We start from the raw sequence: 22,709 nt of genomic DNA, 5'->3' as shown, positions 1-22,709 counted from the left end.
TTTTCCAGCATGACTCTTGCAGGGCTGGCCTTGATACGCCTGGCCCTGGCAGCGATGATCCTGAGACAACGTTCCTTGAGACGACTTTGAAAGGCCCAAAGCCCATGAAACGCGTAACCTTGGCTCTCACCCTTGCTCTCGCCGCCGGCCTCTCCGCCCAAGCCGCCGATGCGCAAACGCTCAAGACGGTCAAGGACCGGGGCATGCTGTCCTGCGGCGTCAGCCAGGGCCTGCCGGGATTCTCCTCGCCCGACGACAAGGGCAACTGGACCGGCCTCGACGTCGACGTCTGCAAGGCGATCGCCGGGGCGATCTTCAACGATGCGACCAAGGTCAAGTACGTGCCGCTGTCCGCCAAGGACCGCTTCACCGCGCTGCAATCCGGCGAAATCGACGTGCTCTCGCGCAACACCACCTGGACCATCTCGCGTGATACCTCGCTCGGCGCCAATTTTACCGGCGTGACCTATTATGACGGGCAGGGCTTCATGGTGAAGAAGTCGCTCAAGGTGAATTCGGCGCTCGAGCTCAACAGTGCCTCGGTCTGCGTGCAGACCGGCACCACCACCGAGCAGAATCTGGCCGACTACTTCAAGGCCAACAACATGAAATATGAGGTGATCGCGTTCGGCACCAACGACGAAACGGTCAAGGCCTATGAGGCCGGACGCTGCGACGTCTTCACCACCGACCAGTCGGGCCTGTACGCCAACCGTCTCAAGCTTGCCAATCCCAACGACCACATGGTGCTTCCCGAGATCATCTCGAAGGAGCCGCTCGGCCCCATGGTGCGCCACGGCGACGACCAGTGGTTCGACATCGTGAAGTGGACGCTGTTCGCGATGGTCACCGCCGAAGAGCTTGGCGTGAGCTCGAAGAACGTCGACGAGAAAGCGAAGCTGGAAAATCCCGAGTTGAAGCGCGTCCTCGGCACCGACGGCAATTTCGGCGAACAGCTCGGCCTGACCAAGGACTGGGTGGTGCGGATCGTGAAGGCGGTCGGCAATTACGGCGAAGTGTTCGATCGCAATGTCGGCGCCGGCTCGCCGCTCGCCATCAATCGCGGTCTCAACAACCTCTGGAACAAGGGCGGTCTTCAGTACGCGCCGCCGATCCGCTGATCATCTGATCCGCTGGCAGCGGCATGAGCACCGAGGCCCGAAAACCGCCACCCCAGATCGCGCTGAAGATCAGGCGCGTTCTGGGTGGCAAGGCAGGCTGGAACGGCGTTGCCGTCCAGTTTGCCTTCGCGGCGATCCTGGGCTGGATCGGCTATGAGATCGTCTCCAATGCCCGCGCCAACCTCGAAAACCAGCACATTGCCGCCGGCTTCGGCTTCCTCAGGAATAATGCCGGCTTCGACGTCAACCAGACCCTGATCTCCTATACCGGTTCGGACACCTTCCTGCGCGTGTTCGTGGTCGGGCTCCTGAACACGCTCGTGGTCTCGGTGGTGGGCATCGTCTTCGCCACCTTGATCGGCTTCATCGTCGCGCTGTGCCGGCTGTCGCCCAATTGGCTGTTGTCCCGCGTCGGCGAGATCTATGTCGAGCTCATCCGCAACCTGCCGCTGCTGTTCCAGATCCTGTTCTGGTACCTCGCGGTGCTCGCTGCCTTGCCCAATCCGCGGCAGAGCATCTCGCTGCTCGGCGTTGCCTTCATCAGCAATCGCGGCCTCGTCATTCCAAGCCCGGTCGGCGGGAGCGGCCTGGAGCCATTTCTGGCGATGCTGGCGCTCGGTATCGTCGCGTCACTGGCCTTGCGCTTCTATGCGCGGCGCGCGCTGTTTCAGGAAGGGCGGATGATCCGGATCTGGCCCACTGTGCTGGGCCTGCTGTTCGGACTGCCGCTCGCCACGATGCTGGTATCAGGTTTGCCCTTCACCTTCCAGCTGCCGCAGCTGAAGGGTTTCAATTTTGCCGGCGGCTCGCGGATCATCCCGGAATTCGTGGCGCTGACGCTGGCGCTATCGACCTATACTGCCGCCTTCATCGCCGAGATCGTACGCGCCGGAATCCTGTCCGTCCACAAGGGGCAGATGGAGGCGGGGGCCTCGCTCGGCCTCAGCCGCGGCACCACGCTCCGGCTGATCGTCGTGCCGCAGGCCATGCGCGTCATCGTGCCGCCGCTGACAAACCAGTACCTCAATCTCACCAAGAACTCGTCGCTGGCGGTCGCGATCGGCTACCCCGACCTCGTCTCGGTGTTCGCCGGCACGTCGCTGAGCCAGACCGGGCAGGCGATCGAGATCATCGCGATGACCATGGGCATCTATCTCCTGATCTCGCTGCTCACCAGCGCGGTCATGAGCGTCTACGGGTGGCGCGTCAGCCGGAGTCTGGGCGCATGAGCGATATCGCCTCGAGCAGCTTCGTCCGCCGGGACCTGCTCACCGAACGTCCCGCGCCTGTGAAGACCACGGGCTTTGTCGGGCTGATGCGCACGCGCCTGTTCAACTCGCCGACCAACATCCTGCTCACGATCGTGGGCGCCTTGCTGTTGTGGTTCACCATCGTTCCCTCGGTCAGGTTCTTGATGGTCGATGCGGTCTGGAGCGGCAAGGACCGCACAGCATGCCTCGCGGAGAACGCCGGCTTTGCGGTCGGCGCCTGCTGGCCCTACATCCAGGCCAAGCTGCCGCAATTGATCTACGGCTTTTATCCCGAGGCCGAGCGCTGGCGGGTCAACCTCACCTTCATCCTTGCGGTGGCCCTGCTGGTGCCGCTGCTCGTGCCGCGTCTGCCGGCGAAGGGGCTCAACGCCAGTCTGTTCTTCTTCGCATTTCCGGTGGTCGCGTTCTTCCTGCTGCACGGTGGCGGCATCAAGGGCTTCGGCCTCAGCTGGACCGCCGGCCTGCTGGAATTGTTCGACGACAGCATCATCGGCGCCGGGCAGGCCGTGCTCGGACTCAGCAAGACGTCCGCCGTTGCGCCGCTGTTGTGGGTGGTCGGGAATTTCATCGTGCTGGTCGGCACGGCGATCTCCTGGCTGATCCTTCCGCTGACCTGGCTGCGCGATCAGATCCAGGGGGCGGGCCAGTCGGTCTGGGCCGATTTTGCCGTGACGACCGCAGTCGTGTCGTTGATCGCCTTCGGCCTCGGCGGCGGCTTGCGCACGGGTTGGCGCGCTCTGGCCTCGAGCATCGCGGCCTTCGCCGCCATCGCTGTCGTGATCAAACTGATGGGGCTCGATCGCGGTGGACTGCCGGTCGTGACGACGAATTTGTGGGGCGGCCTCCTGGTGACGCTGGTGGTCTCCGTCACCGGCATCGTCACCTCGCTGCCGATCGGCATCGCGCTGGCGCTCGGCCGCCGCTCCTCCATTCCGCTGATCCGGATATTCTCGATCGCCTTCATCGAGTTCTGGCGCGGCGTGCCGCTGATCACCGTGCTGTTCTTCGCCACCTACATGCTGCCGCTGTTCCTGCCCGGCAATTTCACCGTCGACGGTCTCGTCCGCGCGCTGATCGGCATCGCGCTGTTCACGGGCGCCTATCAGGCCGAGAACGTCCGCGGCGGGCTTGCTGCGATTCCGCGCGGGCAGGGCGAGGCCGCCGCGGCCCTGGGGCTGTCCTGGTGGAAGACGACCTCGCTGATCGTGCTGCCGCAGGGCCTGCGTCACGTCATTCCGAACCTCGTCAACAGCTTCATCTCGCTGTTCAAGGACACCTCGCTGGTCTCGATCGTGGCGCTGTTCGACCTGTTGGGCTCGCTCAGGGCCTCGTTCTCGGACCCGAAATGGTCGACGCCTTCGACCGCGTTCACCGGCTTCGCCTTCGCCGGGATCATCTACTTCATCTTCTGCTTTGGAATGTCGCGCTACTCGCTGTTCGTCGAGCACCGCCTCAACGCCCACCGTCGCAACTGATCGAGGTCACCATGTCAGACCCCATCGTCAAGATTTCCGGCCTCAACAAATGGTACGGCGACTTTCACGTGCTGCGCGACATCGACCTCGCGGTCGAGAAGGGCGAGCGCATCGTGATCTGCGGACCCTCGGGCTCCGGCAAGTCGACCCTGATCCGCTGCATCAACGCGCTGGAGGAATTCCAGGAGGGCGAGATCGTCGTCGACGGCATCGCGCTCGGGCCCAACCTCAAGCACATCGACGCGGTGCGCCGCGAGGTCGGCATGGTGTTCCAGAGCTTCAACCTGTTTCCGCATCTGACCGTGCTGGAGAACTGCACGCTGGCGCCGATCTGGGTGCGCAACATCCCGAAGAAGGACGCCGAGATCAACGCGATGAAGTTCCTGGAGCGGGTCAAGATCCCGCATCAGGCCAACAAGTTTCCGGGGCAGATGTCCGGCGGCCAGCAGCAGCGCGTCGCGATCGCGCGGGCCCTGACGATGAACCCGAAGGTCATGCTGTTCGACGAGCCGACCTCGGCGCTCGATCCCGAGATGGTCAAGGAGGTGCTGGACACCATGGTGGACCTCGCCGAGGAAGGCATGACCATGCTGGTCGTCACCCACGAAATGGGCTTTGCCCGCGAGGTCGCCAACCGCGTGGTGTTCATGGACGCCGGCCAGATCATCGAGGCTAACACGCCGAACGAGTTCTTTGCGGCGCCCCAGCACGCCCGCACAAAACTGTTCCTGAGCCAGATCCTGCGCTGAGCACTCAGCCATCGGGAGACCTCGGCGGTCTGACCGGGCCGCCAGCCTGGCACCATCCGAATCAGCTGTGCCTCTTTCCGGGCCATCTTCCGGAGAGAGACCTTGCAGAGCAGTGTCGGCGCGCGCGCATTCCAGAATGCGCGATTGCACAAGAAGTTGAGGAAGCAGGCGGACGCCGTCATGTCGCTCGCGGTCGAGGCTCTCCGGCAGGGCAGATTTGCCGAGGCCGAGACGCTCTGCCGCGGCATTGTGGAGGAGGTTCCGGATCATTTCCACGCCACGCACTTGCTCGGCCTGCGCGCGTATGAGGGCGGGCGGCTGGAGGAAGCGCAACAGCTGTTCGAACGCGCGATTGCGCTCGATCCGCGCTCGCCCGATGCCCATGACAATCTCGGCGCCGTGTATTTCGACCTCCAGAAATTCCAGGACGCGCGCGCATGCCAGGAGAAGGCCATTGCGCTGAAGCCGAATTGTCCGATCACCCTGACAAATCTCGGCAATACGCTCCTGAACGTCGGTCTCGGCGAACAGGCGATCGGGCTGCATGAACGCGCTATCGGGCTGCGGCCCGACTATGCCGATGCATTTTGCAACCGCGGTATGGCGGAGCTGATGATCGGCCGGTCCGAGCGCGCCAAGGAGAGTTTCGATCGCGCCCTGTCGTTTCAGCCGCGTCATGCGGAAGCGATCGCCGGCAAGGGCATGGTGTGCATCGAGCTCCGGCATTATGAGGAGGCGGAAGCCGCCCTCGCGGCAGGGCTAGCGATCAAGCCGGGTTCACCGCGGATTCTGGCGCAGCGCGGACGGCTCAACTTCGACCTGCACCGGCTGGAGCAAGCGGCGGCGGACTTCGATGCGGCGCTGGCGCAATCGCCGCGGCTCGAGCTCGCGCTGCGTGGCAAGGCGCAGGTCAACCTTCTCTTGGGAAACACGACGCAGGCGATTGCGGCCGTCAAGACCCTGCTCGAGGACAATCCGCGATCGGATTACGCGATTGTGCTTCTCGGTGCCTGCTACGCGAACCAGGGAGACGTCGCGACGGCGCTCGAGCATCTCGACGCGGCGCTCGAGATCACGCCGGATTATGCGGATGCCATCGCACGCAAGATATTCATCCTGGATTATCTGCCGGAGGCCGATTTCGCGATCCAGCAGGCGGCGCGAAAATCCTGGTGGGATGCGATCGGCACCAGACTGCCGCAACGGACACTGCCGCCCCGGGACCTCGATCCGGGCAAGCGGATCGTCGTCGGATATGTCGCCTCGGAATTCAGAAACCACTCGGCCGCGTTCGCGCTGTTGCCAGTGCTGCGCCATCATGATCACACGAGGTTCGAGATCGTCTGCTATTCCTGCTGGCCGCTGCAGGATGAGATCACCGAGAGGTTCAAGCCCCTCGCGGATGTCTGGGTCGATGCCGCGCAGCTTTCGGACGACGAGCTCGTCGATCGCATCCAGGCGGACAGCATCGATATCCTGATCGACGTATCCGGGCATACGGCCGGCAACAGGCTGCCTGTATTTGCCCGCAAGCCGGCCCCGATCCAGGTCACGGGCTTCGGGCACGCCACTGGCACGGGCCTTCAGACCATGGATTACGTGCTCGCCGATCCAATCTTCATTCCGCAATCGGCGCGCCATTTGCTGACTGAGAAGGTCCATGATCTGCCCTGCCTGATCACGATCGATCCCATCCTGGACGTGCCGCCCTCGGAGCTTCCCATGCTCCGGAACGGCCATGTGACCTTCGGTGTGTTCAACCGCATCTACAAGATCTCGGATGAGGCGATCCGGGTGTGGTCGAAAGTGATGCGTGAGGTGAGGGGGTCGAAGATCATCGTCAAGCACGGGCTGCTCGATGATCCCTTGCTGCGCGACGGCCTGATCGCGCGGTTCGTGGCCCAGGGCATTGCCGAAGAGAACATCACCTGCCTGGGCTCGACCCCGCGCCACGAGCATCTGCTGGCCTTTGCGCAAGTCGACATCTCCCTCGACACCTTCCCGCAAAATGGCGGCATCAGCACCTGGGAATCGCTCTATGCGGGCGTTCCGGTCGTCGCCAAGCTCGGCAACGGCTCTTCGTCGCGCGCCGGCGGCTCCATCGTGGCGGCCATCGGCCTCGACGACTGGGTCGCCGAGGATGACGACGGCTACGCTGCGATCGCGTGCAAATATGCGGCGCAGCCCGCTCATCTGGCGACGTTGCGGGCGGAACTGCCGGCTCGGATCGCAGCCTCCCCTGCCGGCAACGTCGAAGTCTACGCGCGTGAGGTCGAAGCGGCCTATCGCCGTTTCTGGCACGATCATTGTGCCGGCGCCTCGGAACGCGGCGAGGTGGCGAGCCAGAGCTGAGCCCCGGGAAATCCCGGAGGCGATGCTGGTCTGGTGACCGGCGGGCCAGGGCTGCGAATCAGTTAGACTCCCCAGAGGGCATCCTCCGGAGAGACACCTTGCAGAACAGCGGCGGCGGCGGCGCGCGCGCATTCCAGAATGCGCGATTGCAGAAGAAGTTGACGAAGCAGGCCGACGCCGTCATCGCCGCTGCGGCAAACGCCTATGGCCAGGGCCGCTATGCCGAGACCGAGGCGCTGTGCCGTGAGATCCTGAAGGCCCTTCCGGATCATGTCGACGCCATGCACCTGCTCGGCATGTGCGCCCATGACGGCCGGCGCCTCGAGGAGGCACAGCAGCTGCTGGAGCGCGTGATTGCGCTCGATCCGCGCCTGCACGATGCCCATAACAACCTCGCAACCGTGCATTTCGACCTCGGCAATTACGAGGAGGCGCGGCGGTGCCAGGAGAGGGCGATCGCGCTGAAGCCGAATTTCGCGGTGGCGCTGACCAATCTCGGCAACACGCTGATGCATATGGGACTCTACGAGCAGGCGCTCGAAATGCACGAGCGCGCCATCAAGATCAAACCGGATTATGCCGACGCGCTCTGCAATCGCGGCATGGTCGAGATCGTGCTTGGGCAGATCATGCGCGCCAAGGAGAGCTTTGATCGGGCCCTGCTGTTTCAGCCGCGTCACGCAGAGGCCATCGTCGGCAGCGGCATGGTCAGCATGGAACTGCGGCACCACGAGGAGGCGGCAGCCAAGTTCGCCATGGCGCTCGCGATCAAGCCCGGCGCGCCGAGGATCCTGGCCCAGCGCGGGCGGCTCAGTTACGAGCTGCAGCGCCTCGAGCCCGCGCTTGCGGATTTCGATGCGGCTCTTGCGATTTCGCCCAAGCTCGAACTGGCCCTTCGGGGCAAGGCGCAGGTCTGCCTCGTGATGGGAAGGACCGCACAGGCGATGGCGGCGGCGACGACCTTGATCGAGCGAAATCCGCGCTCCGAGATGGGGTTGGCGCTGATGGGCTTCGCTTATTCGAACCAGGGAGACATGGAAGCTGCGATCCAATATCTCGATCGCGCGCTTGTGCTCCGACCGAATTATGGAGACGCGATCAGAGGCAAGATCTTCTTGCTGGACTACCTCGCGGATGCCGATTTCGCGGTCCAGCAGGCCGTGCGAAAGTCCTGGTGGGATGCGATCGGCTCGAAGATACCGCAAAGGACACTGCCGAAGCGGCCGCTCGATCCGGAAAAGCGGATCGTGGTCGGCTATGTCGCCGCCGAATTCCGGCAGCACTCGGCGGGACTCACCCTGCTGCCGGTGCTGCGCAATCATGATCACACCAAGTTTGAGATCATCTGCTACTACTGCTGGCCGGGCGCGGACGAGTACACCGCCAAGTTCAAATCATTGGCTGACGTCTGGGTTGATGCCTGGGGGCTTTCGGACGACGAACTCGCCGATCGTATTCAGGCCGACAGTGTCGACATCCTGATCGACGTGTCGGGCCATACCACAGGCAACAGGTTGCAATGCTTCGCGCGGAAGCCGGCGCCGATCCAGGCCACGGGCTTCGGTCACGCTACGGGCACCGGCATGCCGACCATGGACTATGTGCTCGCGGATCCCATCTTCATTCCGCCATCGGCCCGGCACTTGTTTCCCGAGAAGATCCACGATCTGCCGTGCCTGATCACGATGGAGCCCGTCACCAATCTGCAGCCCTCCGAACTGCCGATGCTCCGCAACGGCTACGTCACTTTCGGCGTGTTCAACCGCATCTACAAGATATCGGATGATGCGATCCGTGTGTGGTCGCGCATCATGCGGGAGGTGCCGGGATCGAAGATCATCCTCAAGCATGGGTTGCTCGATGATGTCCTCTTGCGCGATAGCCTGATCGCACGCTTCATCGCGCAGGGCATTGCCGAGGAGGACATCACGTGCCTCGGCACCACCTCGCGCGACGACCACCTGATGGCCTTTGACAAGATCGATATTTCGCTCGACACGTTCCCGCAGAATGGTGGCATCAGCACCTGGGAATCCCTCTACAAGGGCGTTCCCGTCGTCGCCAAGCTCGGCATTGGAGCCTCTTCGCGTGCCGGCGCCTCCATCGTGGCCGCCGTCGGTCTCGGCGACTGGGTCGCCGAGGATGACGACGGCTATGTCGAGATCGCCCGCAAATTCGCCTCGCAGCCCGAGTATCTAGTGAAGTTGCGCGCGGGCTTGCCGGCTCAGATCGCAGCCTCGCCCGCCGGCAATGTCGAGATCTACACGCGTGAGCTCGAAGCGGGTTACCGTCAGTTCTGGCGCGACTATTGTGCCGCCGCCGCGGAAGGCGACGACGCTGCGGTAAGCGGGGCAGATGCATCCGGCGGTTCCTGAGCCGGATCCAGCAGCAAGCCCCGGAATAGCCCGGAAGGATTTCCGGTCCCGCCGGCCGGCCGGCTCGCCGCGCGAATCAGCTAGACTCGCCACGGGCCATCTCCCGGAGAGACACTTTGCAGAGCAGCGCCGGCGCGCGCGCATTCCAGAATGCGCGATTGCAGAAGAAATTGAAGAAGCAGGCCGACGCCATCATCTCCGCCGCGGCGAGCGCTTATGGCCAGGGCAGATATGCGGAGAGCGAGGCGCTCTGCCGCCAGATTGTACAGGCCGTTCCGGATCATTTTGACGCCACGCATTTGCTCGGCCTGAGCGTGCAACAGGGCGGGCGCCTGGAGGAGGCGCAACAACTGCTCGAGCGCGCGATCGCAATCGATCCGCGTTCGCACGAGGCGCATCACAATCTCGCCGCTGTGCACTTGGCCCTTCAGAAATTTGAGGCCGCCCGTGCATGTCAGGAGAAGGCGATCGCGCTGAAGCCGAATTTTCCGCCTGCCCTGGCCGGCCTCGGCAACGCCTTGCTCCAGATGAACCTGCCGGAACAAGCCATCGAATTGTATGACCGCGCCATCGGGCTGAAGCCCGACAACGCCGATGCGCTCTGCAATCGTGGTTTGGCCGAGCTGGCGCTGGGCCGATTTGACCGCGCCAAGCAGAGTTTCGAGCGCGCTCTGTTGTTTCAGCCGCGTCACGCAGAAGCCCTTATCGGCAAGGGCGTGGTCGGGATCGAGCTCAAGCATTACGACGAGGCGGAAGCCGCGCTCGCAGCGGCGTTCGCGATCAGGCCAGGTTCGGCGAAGCTCCTCGCCCACCGCGGACGGCTCAATTTTGCGCTGTCGCGGCCGGAACGGGCGGCGGCGGAATTTGATGCAGCACTTGCACTGTCACCGAAACTCGAAGTGGCCTTGCGGGGGAAGGCAGAAGTCGCGCTGAGCATGGGGAATACGGCGCAGGCGATTCTGGCTTGCACGGCGTTGCTCGAGGAAAATCCGCGCTCGGCAATCGCGTTGGCGCTGCTGAGCTCCTGTCTTGCCAACCAGGGCGAGATCGCGGCCGCGATCGAACATCTCGACGCCGCCCTCGCCATCGCGCCGGACCAGCCGGAGCTGATCGCGCGGAAGATCTACTTTCTGGACTTTCTCTCGGAGGCCGATTTCGCGGTCCAGCAGGCGGCACGCAAATCCTGGTGGGATGCGATCGGCGCCAGATTGCCACGGAGGAAGCTCGCGCCCCGGCAGCTCGATCCCGGCAGGCGGATCGTGGTCGGCTATGTCGCGGCCGAGTTCTGGTACCACTCGGCGGCGTTCGGCCTGTTACCGGTGCTGCGCCACCATGATCACGCCAAGTTCGAGATCGTCTGCTATTCGAGCTCGCCGGTACGAGATGAGATGACCGCCAAGTTCAAGTCGCTGGCGGACATCTGGGTCGACGCCTGGCAGCTTTCGGACGACGAACTGGCCGATCGTATCGAGGCTGACAAGATCGATATCTTGATCGACGTGTCAGGGCATACGACCGGCAACAGGCTCCCGGTATTCGCCCGCAAGCCGGCCCCGATCCAGGTCACGGGCTTCGGACATGCCACGGGCACCGGCCTTCAGACCATGGACTACGTGCTCGCCGATCCGATCTTCATTCCGGAATCGGTCCGTGGTCTACTGGCTGAAAAGGTCTGCGATCTACCTTGCCTGATCACGATCGATCCCATCCTGGATGTGCCTGCTTCTGAGCTTCCCATGCTCCGCAACGGCCATGTGACCTTTGGCGTTTTCAATCGCATCTCCAAGATCTCGGATGAGGCCATCCGCGTGTGGTCGAGGGTGATGCGGGAGGTGCCCGGATCGAAGATCATCATCAAGCATACGCTGCTTGACGATCCCATGGTGCGCGACGGCCTTCTTGCGCGACTCGTGAACCAAGGCGTCCTCGAAGAGAACATCACCTGCCTGGGCTCGTCAGCGCGCGCGGAACATCTGCGGGCCTTCGCGCAAGTTGATATTTCGCTCGATCCATTCCCGCAGAATGGCGGCGTCAGCACTTGGGAATCCCTCTATGCGGGCGTTCCTGTCGTGGTCAAGCTCGGTCACGGCGCCTCGTCGCGCGCCGGCGGCGCCATCGTGGCGGCGGTCGGGCTTAACGACTGGGTCGCCGAGGATGACGACGGCTATGTCGAGATCGCCCGCAAATTTGCCTCGCAGCCCGAGCATCTGGCGAAATTGCGCGCGGGCCTGCCGGCTCAGATCGCAGCCTCGGCGGCCGGCAATGTCGAGATCTACACGCGCAGGGTCGAGGATGGCTACCGCCAGTTCTGGCGCGACTATTGTGCCGCCGCCGCGAGCGCGGCGAGGTCGCGTAAACCGGCCGAACGGCGCTGACGTTGTGGACCCGCGTCCCCGACCCGAGGGGCGCGTGACGATCACACGAAGGGCGGCTTGATGTTGCTGCGCTTCTCAAGCCATTCCGGCACCGGCAGGTTCTTGGCCCGCATGAAGTCCGCGTTGAACAGCTTCGACTGATAGCGGCTGCCGGAATCGCACAGCACGGTGACGATAGTCTTGCCGGGCCCGAGCTGTTTGGCGAGGCGCATTGCGCCCACGATGTTGACACCGGTCGAGCCGCCGAGGCACAGGCCCTCGTGCTGCAGCAGCTCGTAGATCACGCCGACGGCTTCGGCATCGGGAATGAGATAGGCATCATCGACCTTCGCGGTCTCGACGATGGCGGTCGCCCGGTTGAGGCCGATGCCCTCGGTGATCGAGCCACCCGGCGTCGCCTTGGGATCGCCGGTCCTGAAGTATTCATACATGCCCGCGCCGTGCGGATCGGCGCATGCGATCTGCACGTTCTTGTTCTGCTCTTTCAAGTAACGGCTGACACCAGCCAGCGTGCCCCCGCTGCCGACCGAGCAGACGAAGCCGTCGACCTTACCGCCGGTCTGCTCCCAGATTTCGGGGCCCGTGGACTCGTAATGCGCCTTGGCATTGTCGAGGTTGTTCCACTGATCGGCGAACAGCACGCCATTGGGCTCGGTTTTGCGCAGCTCGTCGGCGAGGCGCCGGCCGACATGCTGGTAGCTGTTGGGGTTGGCGTAGGGCAGGGCCGGCACCTCGATCAGCTCGGCGCCGCACAGCTTCAGGAAATCCTTCTTCTCCTGGCTCTGCGTCTCCGGGATCACGATCAGGGTGCGGTAGCCGCGCGCGCTCGCGACGACCGCAAGACCGATGCCGGTATTGCCGGCGGTCGATTCCACCACGAGACCGCCGGGCTTGAGCTCGCCGCGCCTCTCGGCCTCCAGGATCATCCATTTGCCGGCGCGGTCCTTGACCGACTGGCCGGGATTCATGAACTCGGCCTTGCCGAGAATGGTGCAGCCGGTCAGGTCCGAGGCGCGCTTCAGCTTGATCAGCGGGGTGTTGCCGATGGCTTCGACAACGTCATTTCGAATGGTCATGTCAGGGAAATCGCTACCAAGGGGGTTGATCTGGTTGGCGAGAACGTAGTGCTTGGGAGGCCAAAGGGGAAGGCTTTTGCGCTGCGGCGAAACCGAGCGAAACCTCTGCTCAGACAGCGATATTCCTGAGAGGCGCGCCCGGCGACGATGCGCTCGGCCATAAGCCGGGATACCGGTAGGAGGAAATCCCCGCGCTCCGTCCGGCCAGGGAAGATGACAGTCGTCGCCCGCCAACTCGCGACAAACTTTTTCCAAGGCCGAGGCTTCTCGCCATCGAGGGCCGTGGATGACGCCCGGATGGCCGAATCATATCGGCCCGCGGAACGGCTTTCTCTTCAGCGATTGACGGGCTTGTGAGATTACTCAGCCAGGGCGCGACTGAGGCGGGGCGTGGTGCGGTCGGATGGAAAGGCTCAAGTGCCGCTGAGGCAGCAATATCACATGAAATCTTGGTAAGCTTGATCGTGTATCCCAATGTTTCAGAATGAGAAAAATCCCTGCGAGACAGCCATTTTTTGAATTTCGAGCGGTTCGCTTCCACTCCGTTGGCGTGGCCATCTCGCAACTGCGGGACTGTCCCGCAGTTCGGCGCCCGGCTAGTATGGTTTTCGAGGTTCCGCAGAAAGCATCGCCGCTGTGAACGAGTTGTCCAAAGCCCCCCGACTGTCCCGCCGCGAATCGGTTAATCCGGCTGCGCGGCGGTTCGATCTGCCCGGTGGGGGATGGATGTGACACAGGATGTTCCTGCGATCGCCGTGCGGCGGTCTGAAGGTTCTGCATCCCGGACGCTGCGCGCGGCGCGCTGGATTGTGGTGTTGTGCCTCGCCGCCGGTTCGGGTGCTTGCGTGCTGACCCAGGACCTTCCGGATCCCGCCCTCGACGTTCCCACGCAGTACAAATATGCGGGCAAGGGCGATGCGCCGCCGTCACTGGATTGGTGGCGCGGCTTCCGCTCCGCGGAGCTGACGCAGCTGATGGAAGAGGCGCAGACCGTCAACCTCGACATCGCCGCCGCCGTTGCGCGTATCGTCCAGGCTGACGCACAGGCGCGGCAGGCGGGGGCGGCGCTGCTGCCGAGCGTTTCGACCGGTGGATCGGAAACCTATTCGCGCACTTCGGGCTCAAGCGCGTCCGGCCTGTCCATCGGCGGGCGCGAAGTCGTCAACTATTCGGCTTCGCTGAGCGCGAGCTATCAGCTCGACTTCTGGGGCCAGAACCGCGACGCATTGCAGACAGCGGAAGAGACCGCGAATGCCAACCGTTTCGATCGCGACACCGTCGCGCTGACGACGCTGGCGGCCGTCGCCAACGCCTATTTCCAGGTGCTGGCCTCGCAGGACCGCATCAGGACCTCACAGCGCAACATTGCAAGCGCGCAGCGCATCCTCGATGCGGTCAGGGAGCGACGCAAGGCCGGCACCGGCACCGATCTCGACGTCGCCCAGCAGGAGAGCGTGCTTGCCAACCAGAAGGCCCTGGTGCCGCCGCTGCGCCAGACGCTGGACCAGAACGTCAACGCGCTCGCCGTGCTGGTTTCGCGCCCGCCGGAAAGCGTGCGCGTGCTCGGTGGCTCCCTGGACCGGATCGCGATCCCGCGCGTTACGCCCGGCCTGCCTTCGGAGCTGCTGACGCAGCGGCCCGACATCCGCCGGCAGGAGGCGCAACTCGCCTCGGCGACGGCGAATATCGGCAATGCCCGTGCTCAGTTCTTTCCGACCATTCAGCTCACCGGCAATGGCGGCTATCAGAGCTCGGCTTTGGTCTCGCTGTTCCAGCCCCATGCGGCCTTCTTCCAGCTCGTCGGCAGCGCCACGCAGCCGATCTTCGACGGCGGCAAGATCCTCGGCAATTTCGAGTTCGCCAAGGCGCGGCAGGACGAATTGCTCCAGACCTACCGCAAGACCATTATCCAGTCGTTTGCCGACGTCGACAATGCGCTGTTCTCGATCAAGCAGACCACGATCAAGCTGCAATTGCAGCGCGACGTCGTCGTCGCCTCACGCCGCGCCTTCGATCTCTCCGAGCAGCAATTGCGCGCCGGCACCGCCGACATCGTGACCGTGCTCAACACTCAACTGACCCTGTTCCAGGCGGAAGACGCGCTGTCACAGGCGCAACTGGCCCGCTTGCTCGCCATCGTCAGCCTGTATCAGGCGCTCGGCGGCGGCTGGGAGCCGCGAATGGAGAAACCGGTCAATGCTCTTTAAGCCGGATATCAAGCAGGACGCGAAGGAGGGGACGGCGAAGAAGTCGCGCGGCCGCGGCTTCGTCATGACCCTGATCACGCTCGCGATCCTTGGTGGCCTCGGCTATCTCGGCTGGAACGCGATGCACCAGAGGCCGGCTGCCGACCGCAACGCGCGGCCGGACCTGCCGGTGCCGGTGCTGGCGGCGACGCCCCGCGTTCAGGACGTTCCGGTCTATCTCGACGGCGTCGGTGCGATCCGCGCGCTCAACACCGTGACCGTGCGCTCGCAGGTCGACGGCAAGCTGATCGCGGTCAACTTCACTGAGGGACAGGACGTCAAGAAGGGCGATGTGCTCGGCGAGATCGATCCCGCGCTCTACCAGGCCACCTACGATCAGGCGGTCGCCAAGAAGGCGCAGGATCAGGCCCAGCTCGCCAACCAGCGCATCGACCTGACACGGTACGAGCAGCTCGCTGCCTCCAATGCCGGCTCCAAGCAGCAGGCCGACACCCAGCGCGCGCTGGTCGCGCAGACCGAGGCGCTGGTCAAGGCCGACCAGGCTGCGATCGACAACGCGGCGGCGACCCTGAGCTACACCAAGATCGTGGCGCCGCTCTCGGGGCGAGCCGGCCTGCGCCAGGTCGACCAGGGCAACATCATCCACGCCTCCGATACCACGGGCCTCGTGGTGATCACGCAATTGCAGCCGATTGCGGTGTGGTTCAGCCTGCCGCAGCAACAGATCATGCGCGTCAACGCCGCGGCCACCAAGGGCACGCTCGCGGTGGACGTGTTCGGCAATGACGGCGTCACCGTGATCGATACCGGCAAACTCACTGGCATCGACAACCAGGTCGACCAGACCACCGGCACGCTCAAGCTCAAGGCGGAGTTTCCCAACGCCAATTACCAGCTCTGGCCGGGTCAGTTCGTCAATGTCCGTCTCAAGGTCGAGACGCTGACGCAGGCGCTGGTGGTGCCGACCTCGGCCGTGCAACGCGGCCCGATCGGGACATTCAGCTATGTCATCGGCGAGGACAACGTGGTCTCGGCCAAGCCCGTGACGGTGACCCAGCAGAACGAGCATGACGCCGTGATCGCCAGCGGCCTGTCGGCGACCGACAGGGTCGTCACTACGGGCTTTGCCAATCTGTCTGACGGCTCCAAGGTGACCATCGGCCGCGACGACCAGACGCCGTCGGCCGATCTCGCCCCGCGCAAGCGCTCGCGGGGGCCTGACGCCCAGAAGAAGGATGGTGCCAAGGAAGGGCAGAAGGAGCACCAGAAGGACGGACAGGGCAAGGACGGCGAGTTCCGCGCCAAGCGGAAGAGCAGCGAGGGCGACCAGAAGGGACAGACCGGGCCGGCACCGGGGCCGGGCGCATCGGGAAGTGGAGTCAAGCAGCCATGATCCCGACAACAGCCGCTTGAAGCGGCAGGCAGATCCCATGGGTGTCTCCGAACCCTTCATCCGCCGTCCCATCGCGACCTCGCTGCTCGGCATCGCGCTGCTGATCGGCGGGCTGCTGGGCTATTTCGCACTGCCGGTCTCGGCGCTGCCGCAGGTCGATTTCCCGACCGTGCAGGTGACGACGCAGCTTCCAGGCGCGAGCCCCGACGTGATCGCCTCGCTGATCACGGCACCCTTGGAGCGGCAGCTCGGCCAGATCCCGTCGCTGTCGGCGATGAACTCGACGAGTTCGTTCGGCGTCAGCCAGATCTCGCTGCAGTTCGATCTCAACCGCGACATCGACGGCGCGACCCAGGACGTGCAGGCCGCGATCAACGCAGCGGCGGGCGTGCTCCCCAAGACGCTGCCGTATCCGCCGACCTACGCCAAGGTGAACCCGGCGGACGCGCCGGTGATGACGCTGGCGCTGCGCTCCGACACCATCTCGCTGCGGGCGATGAGCGACATCGCCGACACGCTTCTGGCGCAACGGCTGAGCCAGATTTCCGGCGTCGGGCGCGTTTCGGTGCTCGGCGGGCTGAAACCGGCCGTGCGCATCCAGGCCGATCTGGCGCGGCTTGCCGCCTACGGCATCGCCATGGAAGATCTGCGCACCGCAATCGCCAACGCCAACGTCTCCGGGCCGAAAGGCTCGCTCGATGGCGCGCAGCAATCCTACATCATCGCGGCCAACGACCAGATCGCCGCTGCCGACGCCTACAAGCCCGTCATCATCGCCTACCGCAACGGCTCGCCGGTCACCATCGCCGACGTCGCGCAGATCGTCGATGGCCTGGAGAACGACCGCACCGGCGGCTGGTACCAGGGCACGCCCGCCGTCATCATCGATATCCAGCGCCAGCCCGGTGCCAACGTCATCGACGTCGTCAGCCAGATCCGCGCCGAAATCCCCAAAGTGCAGCGCGCGATCCCGGCCGGCGTGAACCTCACCATCGTCTCCGACCGCACCGTGACCATCCGCGCCTCGGTCCACGACGTACAGTTCACGCTGGTCCTCAGCGTCGTGCTGGTAACGCTGGTGGTGCTGCTGTTCCTGCGCTCGTTGCGGGCAACCCTGATCGCCGGCGTGGCGCTGCCGCTGTCGCTGATCACCAGCTTCGGCATCATGTATTTCGCCGGCTTCAGCCTCGACAATCTGTCGCTGATGGCACTGACGATCGGCACCGGCTTCGTCGTCGACGACGCCATCGTCATGATCGAGAATATCGTGCGCCACATGGAGAACGGCGACGGGCCGATGGAGGCCTCGCTGAAGGGCGCCAGCGAGATCGGCTTCACCGTGATCTCGCTGACGGTGTCGCTGATCGCGGTGTTCATCCCGCTGCTGTTCATGTCCGGCCTCGTCGGGCGCATGTTCCGCGAGTTCGCGCTGACCTTGACGATCGCGGTTGTGACCTCGGCCGTGGTCTCGCTGACGCTGACGCCGATGATGTGCTCACGCTTGCTCAAGCACGCCCATGAAGAGCTGGCGGTGCCGGGGCTGGCCGCCATCAGCCGCTTCATCGACCGCACTGTCGAGGCCTATCATCGGACGCTGTTGTGGGTGCTGGAGCGCCAGCGCGCCACGCTGGTCGTGACCTTCGCCACGCTGATTGCGACCCTCGTCCTCTACGTCGTTGCGCCGAAAGGCTTCCTGCCGCTGCAGGACACCGCCTCGATCACGGCGGTGACGGAGGCCGGGCCGGACGTGTCGTTCGCGGAGATGCAGAAGCGGCAGGGCGAGGTCGCCGACGCCATCAAGGCGGACCCTGACGTGGTCGGCGTGGTCTCGGTGATCGGCGCCGGCTCGGTCAACCCGACCACCAATGTCGGCCGGCTCGTCATGACCTTGAAGCCGCGCGGCGAGCGGCGCGACGATGTTAGCGTGGTCGTGACCCGGCTGAAGGAGCGGGTGGCGGGCATTCCCGGCATGACCGTCTATTTCCAGCCGGTGCAGGACGTGCAGATCTCGACCCAGTCGAGCCGTTCGCAATACCAGTACACGCTGACCGGCACCGATGCGGCGCTGGTGTCGGAATGGGCGCGCAAGCTGGTTACGGAGATGCGGCGCGATCCCCTGTTCCGCGACGTCTCCTCGGAGGCGCAGGAAGGCGGCCTGCGGGCGCAACTCGACGTCGATCGCACCCGCGCGGGCCAGCTCGGCGTCAGCCTGCAAGGCATCACCGATACGCTCAACGACGCCTTCGCGCAGCGCCAGATCTCGACCATCTACGGCCAGGCCAACCAGTACCGCGTGGTGCTGGAGGCGCTGCCGATGTACCAGCGCGATCCCTCGATCCTTTCAAAACTCTATCTGCCGGGCGCTGCGAGTTCCACCGTCGGCGCGCCCAACGCCCAGGTGCCGCTGTCGGCCGTGGCGACGCTGAAGCGCACCACGGCGCCGCTCGCGATCTCGCACCAAGCGCAATTCCCGTCCGTGTCGCTCAGCTTCAATCTCGCGCCGGGTGCTGCGCTCGGCGATGCCGTCGACGCCGTAAAGGCGATCGAGACCCGGATCGAAATGCCCAACAGCATCGTCGGCGTCTATGCCGGCGATGCCGCCGAGTTCGCCAAGGCGCTGGCGGGACAACCCTGGCTGCTGCTCGCGGCCGTGATCACGATCTACATCGTGCTCGGCGTGCTCTATGAGAGCTACATCCACCCGATCACGATCCTGTCGACGCTACCCTCGGCCGGCGTCGGCGCGATCCTGGCGCTGGTGCTGTGCGGGCAGGACCTGTCGGTGATCGGCCTGATCGGCATCATCCTGTTGATGGGCATCGTCAAGAAGAACGCGATCATGATGATCGACTTCGCGCTCGAGGCCGAGCGCGGGCAGGGCATGTCGCCCAACGAGGCGATCGTGCAGGCGTGTCTCTTGCGCTTCCGTCCGATCATGATGACGACGCTGGCGGCGCTGTTCGGCGCCTTGCCGCTGGCGATCGAGAGCGGCACCGGCGCCGAGCTGCGCTTTCCGCTCGGCATCTCCATCATCGGCGGCCTGCTGCTCAGCCAGCTGCTGACGCTCTACACCACGCCCGTGATCTATCTCGCGCTCGACCGCATCAACCGCCGCCTCGAGCAGGCGCTGCCGCCGGCTGAATCCGGCGGCCCGCCGGTCGCCGGCGCAACCGAGGGGATGCAGTGATGGCATCGATCTCGGAGCCCTTCATCCGCCGCCCGGTTGCCACCACGCTGCTGTCGATCGGGTTGTTCCTGCTGGGTGTGGTCGCCTACGATTTCCTTCCCGTCGCCTCGGTCCCGAACGTCGACTTCCCCGCCATCTTCGTCTCGGCCAGCCGGCCCGGCGCCGACCCGTCGGTGATGGCGGCCACGGTGGCTTCACCACTGGAGCGGCGGCTCGGCGAGATATCGGGCATCAACCAGATCACCTCGACCTCGACGCTCGGCAACACCAGCATCCAGCTCCAGTTCGACATCGGCCGCAACATCGACAAGGCCGCGCGCGACGTGCAGGCGGCGATCAACGCCTCGATGGTCGATCTGCCGAGCGACCTGCCGACGCTGCCGCGCTTCCGCAAGGCCAACACCGCCGGCGCGCCCGTCTTCGTGCTGGCGCTGACCTCGAAGACGCTGTCGGCCAGCGCGATTTACGACGTCGCCGACACGGTGCTGGCGCAGCGCATCTCGCAGGTGCCGGGAGTCGGCGACGTCACGGTATCAGGCGCCGACCAGCCGGCCGTGCGGGTCCAGCTCAACCCCGTCGCGCTGTCGAACGCCGGCATCGCCACCGACGACGTCAGGACCGCGATCGTCAACGCCAACCCGCTCGGCCCCGTCGGAATCTTCAACGGCGAGCGCCAGAGCGAGACGCTGGCGCTCAACAAGCAGATGCGCACGGCGAAAGAGTTCCGCGACATCGTCATCAAGAGCGCCAACGGCAATTTCGTGCGGCTGTCCGACGTCGCCGACATCGAGGATTCCGTCCGCAACGCCCGGTCGATCGCCTGGTTCAACAAGCAGCCGGCGGTGCTGATCCAGATCACCAAGCAGGGCGATGCCAACGTCATCGATACCGTCGACAGGGTGAAGGCGCTGGTCCCCCAGCTGAAGCAGTGGATTCCGGCCGGTGTGGAGATTTCGACTCTGGTCGACCGCACCGGCACGATCCGCGCCAGCGTGCTCGACATGCAATGGACGTTGCTGGCCACCGCGGTCCTGGTGATGGTCGTGGTGTTCGTATTCCTGCGCAGGCTGACGCCGACCATCGCGGCCGGCATCTCGGTGCCGCTGGCGCTGGCCGGCACCTGCGCCGGCATGTGGGTGGCGGGCTTCTCGATCGACAATCTGTCGCTGATGGCGCTCGCGATCTCCGTCGGCTTCGTGGTCGACGACGCCATCGTCATGATCGAGAACATGTACCGCAATCTCGAGCACGGCATGCGGCCGTTCCGGGCGGCGCAGGAGGGCGCGAAGCAGATCGGCTTCACCGTGGTCTCGATCAGCCTGTCGCTGATCGCGGCGTTCACGCCGCTGATCTTCATGGACGGCATCGTCGGCCGCCTGCTGCGCGAATTCTCGTTGACGCTGACCTTCGCCATCCTGGTCTCGACGCTGGTGTCGCTCACGGTCACGCCGATGATCTGCGCCCATTACATCCGGCAGGCCACGTCCGGCACGGCGACGCTGTTCGATCGGGTGATCGAGGGCTCGCTGTCGCGCATCGTCGCCTTCTACGCCCGAACCTTGCGCACCGTGCTGGACTATCCGCTGGCGACGCTGCTGGTGTTCTTCGCCACCATCGGCCTCACCGTGACGCTCTACATCAAGGTCCCCAAGGGCTATTTCCCGACCGACGATTCCGGCTTCGTGATCGGAGCGACGCGCGCCTCGGCCGACATCTCGTTCCAATCGATGCTCGGCCTCCAGCAGCGGCTCGCCGACATCGTGATGCAGGATCCGGCCGTGGCCGGCATCGGCTCGACCGTCGGCGCCGGAGGCGGGCCGGGGGGAGCGACCTCGAACCGCGGCATCATGTACATCAGCCTGAAGCCGCCGGAGGAGCGCGACCACGTCTCGACGCAGGTCGTGATCGACCGTCTCCGGCGCGCGCTGTACCCCGTGCCCGGCATCCGCCTCTTCATGTTCGCCGCCCAGGACGTCCGTGCCGGCGGGCGGCAGAGTGATTCCGACTTCCAGTACACGCTGACCAGCACCGACCTCGGTCTGCTGCAGAAATGGGCGCCGATCGTGGCCAAGCGCATGGAGAGCGTCGAGGGCATCACCGACATCTCCAGCGACCGCGATCCCGGCGGGCTTCAGCTGACCCTGAACATCGATCGTCAGAAGGCCTCGGCACTCGGCGTCAGGGTTCAGGACATCGACAATGCCCTGAACAACGCCTTCTCGCAGCGGCAGATCTCGATCATCTACACCCAGCGCAACCAGTACATGACCGTGCTGGAGATCGATCCGAAGTTCCAGGTCGATCCCTCCAACCTCGAGCGCATCTACGTTGCCGGCGCCGGCGACGCGCAGGTGCCGCTGTCGGCCGTGGTGCATGCGACGCGTGGGTTGGCCGCGCTCGCGGTTTATCACTCGCAGTCGTTTCCCTCGACGACGGTGTCGTTCAACCTGCTGCCGGACGTGCAGCTTCAGGCAGCGACCCAGAACATCCAGCGGGCGGTGGAGGAACTGCACATGCCCGAAGGCATCCGCGGCAGCTTCGACGGCAATGCCGGCGACTTCGCCAAGACCAGCAGCCGCCAGCCGCTCCTGATCCTCGGCGCGCTGGTGGCGATGTATATCGTGCTCGGGGTGCTCTATGAGAGCCTCGCCCATCCGCTCACTATCATCTCGACGCTGCCCTCGGCGGGGTTAGGCGCGCTGCTCGCCCTGCAGCTCACCAACACGCCGCTGACGGTGATCGCCTTCGTCGGCATCATCCTCTTGATCGGCATCGTCAAGAAGAACGGCATCATGATGGTGGATTTCGCGCTCGACGCCGAACGCCAGCGCGGCCTGTCCTCGGCGGAGGCGATCTTTGAGGCCTGCCAGGCGCGCTTCCGCCCGATCCTGATGACGACCATGGCGGCACTGTTCGCCGGCATTCCGCTCGTGGTGGCGACCGGCCCCGGCACGGAGCTGCGCCGTCCGCTCGGCATCACCATCATCGGCGGCCTGTTCGTCTCGCAGATCCTGACGCTCTACACCACGCCCGTGATCTACCTCTTGATCGACCGCCTGCGGCGGCGGTCGGAGCCGCGTCCGGTGCCTGCTCCGGCGGAATAGGTTGTTGAAGCGCCGCATCAAGCG

Annotated in this window: 12 protein-coding genes; 11 read left to right on the top strand and 1 reads right to left on the bottom strand. The window is 64.7% G+C overall.

The features are described 5' to 3' along the window. Positions 1-104: 104 nt before the first annotated feature. The 7 genes from GA0061098_RS13355 to GA0061098_RS13325 all read left to right on the top strand — a co-directional run bounded on the left by GA0061098_RS13355 (position 105) and on the right by GA0061098_RS13325 (position 11,718). Complete coding sequence (locus tag GA0061098_RS13355) at positions 105-1,121, top strand: amino acid ABC transporter substrate-binding protein (RefSeq protein WP_028144715.1); 1,017 nt, start codon at positions 105-107, stop codon at positions 1,119-1,121. A 23-nt stretch (positions 1,122-1,144) separates the two neighbouring features. Beyond that, positions 1,145-2,350: an amino acid ABC transporter permease gene (locus GA0061098_RS13350; protein ID WP_091956742.1), complete on the top strand. Its 1,206-nt coding sequence runs from the start codon at positions 1,145-1,147 to the stop codon at positions 2,348-2,350. Then, positions 2,347-3,867, top strand: a complete 1,521-nt coding sequence (locus GA0061098_RS13345; RefSeq protein WP_091956971.1) for an amino acid ABC transporter permease — start codon at positions 2,347-2,349, stop codon at positions 3,865-3,867. The genes GA0061098_RS13350 and GA0061098_RS13345 overlap by 4 nt, the downstream gene beginning before the upstream one ends. An 11-nt stretch (positions 3,868-3,878) precedes the next feature. Further along, complete coding sequence (locus GA0061098_RS13340; protein WP_018323160.1) at positions 3,879-4,616, top strand: amino acid ABC transporter ATP-binding protein; 738 nt, start codon at positions 3,879-3,881, stop codon at positions 4,614-4,616. 102 nt (positions 4,617-4,718) lie between these two features. Then, positions 4,719-6,968, top strand: a complete 2,250-nt coding sequence (locus tag GA0061098_RS13335) for an O-linked N-acetylglucosamine transferase, SPINDLY family protein (RefSeq protein ID WP_165637339.1) — start codon at positions 4,719-4,721, stop codon at positions 6,966-6,968. A gap of 98 nt (positions 6,969-7,066) precedes the next feature. Continuing rightward, on the top strand, positions 7,067-9,343 hold the full coding sequence (locus tag GA0061098_RS13330) for an O-linked N-acetylglucosamine transferase, SPINDLY family protein (protein WP_165637338.1): 2,277 nt from the start codon (positions 7,067-7,069) through the stop codon (positions 9,341-9,343). 116 nt (positions 9,344-9,459) lie between these two features. After that, positions 9,460-11,718: an O-linked N-acetylglucosamine transferase, SPINDLY family protein gene (locus GA0061098_RS13325; RefSeq protein WP_129590849.1), complete on the top strand. Its 2,259-nt coding sequence runs from the start codon at positions 9,460-9,462 to the stop codon at positions 11,716-11,718. Positions 11,719-11,759: 41 nt separating this feature from the next. On the opposite strand, the gene GA0061098_RS13320 is transcribed toward GA0061098_RS13325, so the two are convergent. Beyond that, entirely contained in the window at positions 11,760-12,794 is a 1,035-nt protein-coding gene (locus GA0061098_RS13320; protein WP_091956741.1) for a cysteine synthase A, read from the bottom strand. A gap of 722 nt (positions 12,795-13,516) precedes the next feature. Here GA0061098_RS13320 and GA0061098_RS13315 point away from each other — a divergent pair. Genes GA0061098_RS13315 through GA0061098_RS13300 form a run of 4 tightly spaced genes read left to right on the top strand, consistent with a single transcriptional unit; the run spans position 13,517 to position 22,685 of the window. Then, a complete protein-coding gene (locus GA0061098_RS13315) occupies positions 13,517-15,001 on the top strand; it encodes an efflux transporter outer membrane subunit (protein ID WP_091956740.1) in 1,485 nt (494 codons plus the stop codon). Next, complete coding sequence (locus GA0061098_RS13310; protein ID WP_091956739.1) at positions 14,991-16,394, top strand: efflux RND transporter periplasmic adaptor subunit; 1,404 nt, start codon at positions 14,991-14,993, stop codon at positions 16,392-16,394. Before GA0061098_RS13315 ends, GA0061098_RS13310 begins: the two co-directional genes overlap by 11 nt. Positions 16,395-16,431: 37 nt before the next feature. Continuing rightward, positions 16,432-19,581 carry an efflux RND transporter permease subunit gene (locus GA0061098_RS13305; RefSeq protein WP_091956738.1) on the top strand — a complete coding sequence of 1,050 codons (3,150 nt, stop codon included), beginning with the start codon at positions 16,432-16,434 and terminating at the stop codon, positions 19,579-19,581. Further along, the gene (locus tag GA0061098_RS13300; RefSeq protein ID WP_091956737.1) at positions 19,581-22,685 is read left to right on the top strand and encodes an efflux RND transporter permease subunit; all 3,105 of its coding nucleotides are present in this window, start codon (positions 19,581-19,583) and stop codon (positions 22,683-22,685) included. The genes GA0061098_RS13305 and GA0061098_RS13300 overlap by 1 nt, the downstream gene beginning before the upstream one ends. The last annotated feature ends 24 nt before the right edge of the window (positions 22,686-22,709 follow it).

The organism is Bradyrhizobium shewense, assembly GCF_900094605.1.
GTDB lineage: Bacteria > Pseudomonadota > Alphaproteobacteria > Rhizobiales > Xanthobacteraceae > Bradyrhizobium > Bradyrhizobium shewense.
This window is presented reverse-complemented; position numbering and strand designations above follow the sequence as displayed.

What these genes read in the sequence shown, in the direction of transcription:
- GA0061098_RS13345 (WP_091956971.1), top strand. Translation starts at nt 2,347, where the DNA reads ATGAGCGATATCGCCTCGAGCAGCTTCGTCCGCCGGGACCTGCTCACC.
- GA0061098_RS13310 (WP_091956739.1), top strand. Translation starts at nt 14,991, where the DNA reads ATGCTCTTTAAGCCGGATATCAAGCAGGACGCGAAGGAGGGGACGGCG.
- GA0061098_RS13305 (WP_091956738.1), top strand. Translation starts at nt 16,432, where the DNA reads ATGGGTGTCTCCGAACCCTTCATCCGCCGTCCCATCGCGACCTCGCTG.
- GA0061098_RS13300 (WP_091956737.1), top strand. Translation starts at nt 19,581, where the DNA reads ATGGCATCGATCTCGGAGCCCTTCATCCGCCGCCCGGTTGCCACCACG.
- GA0061098_RS13315 (WP_091956740.1), top strand. Translation starts at nt 13,517, where the DNA reads ATGGATGTGACACAGGATGTTCCTGCGATCGCCGTGCGGCGGTCTGAA.
- GA0061098_RS13350 (WP_091956742.1), top strand. Translation starts at nt 1,145, where the DNA reads ATGAGCACCGAGGCCCGAAAACCGCCACCCCAGATCGCGCTGAAGATC.
- GA0061098_RS13355 (WP_028144715.1), top strand. Translation starts at nt 105, where the DNA reads ATGAAACGCGTAACCTTGGCTCTCACCCTTGCTCTCGCCGCCGGCCTC.
- GA0061098_RS13320 (WP_091956741.1), bottom strand. Translation starts at nt 12,794, where the DNA reads ATGACCATTCGAAATGACGTTGTCGAAGCCATCGGCAACACCCCGCTG.
- GA0061098_RS13340 (WP_018323160.1), top strand. Translation starts at nt 3,879, where the DNA reads ATGTCAGACCCCATCGTCAAGATTTCCGGCCTCAACAAATGGTACGGC.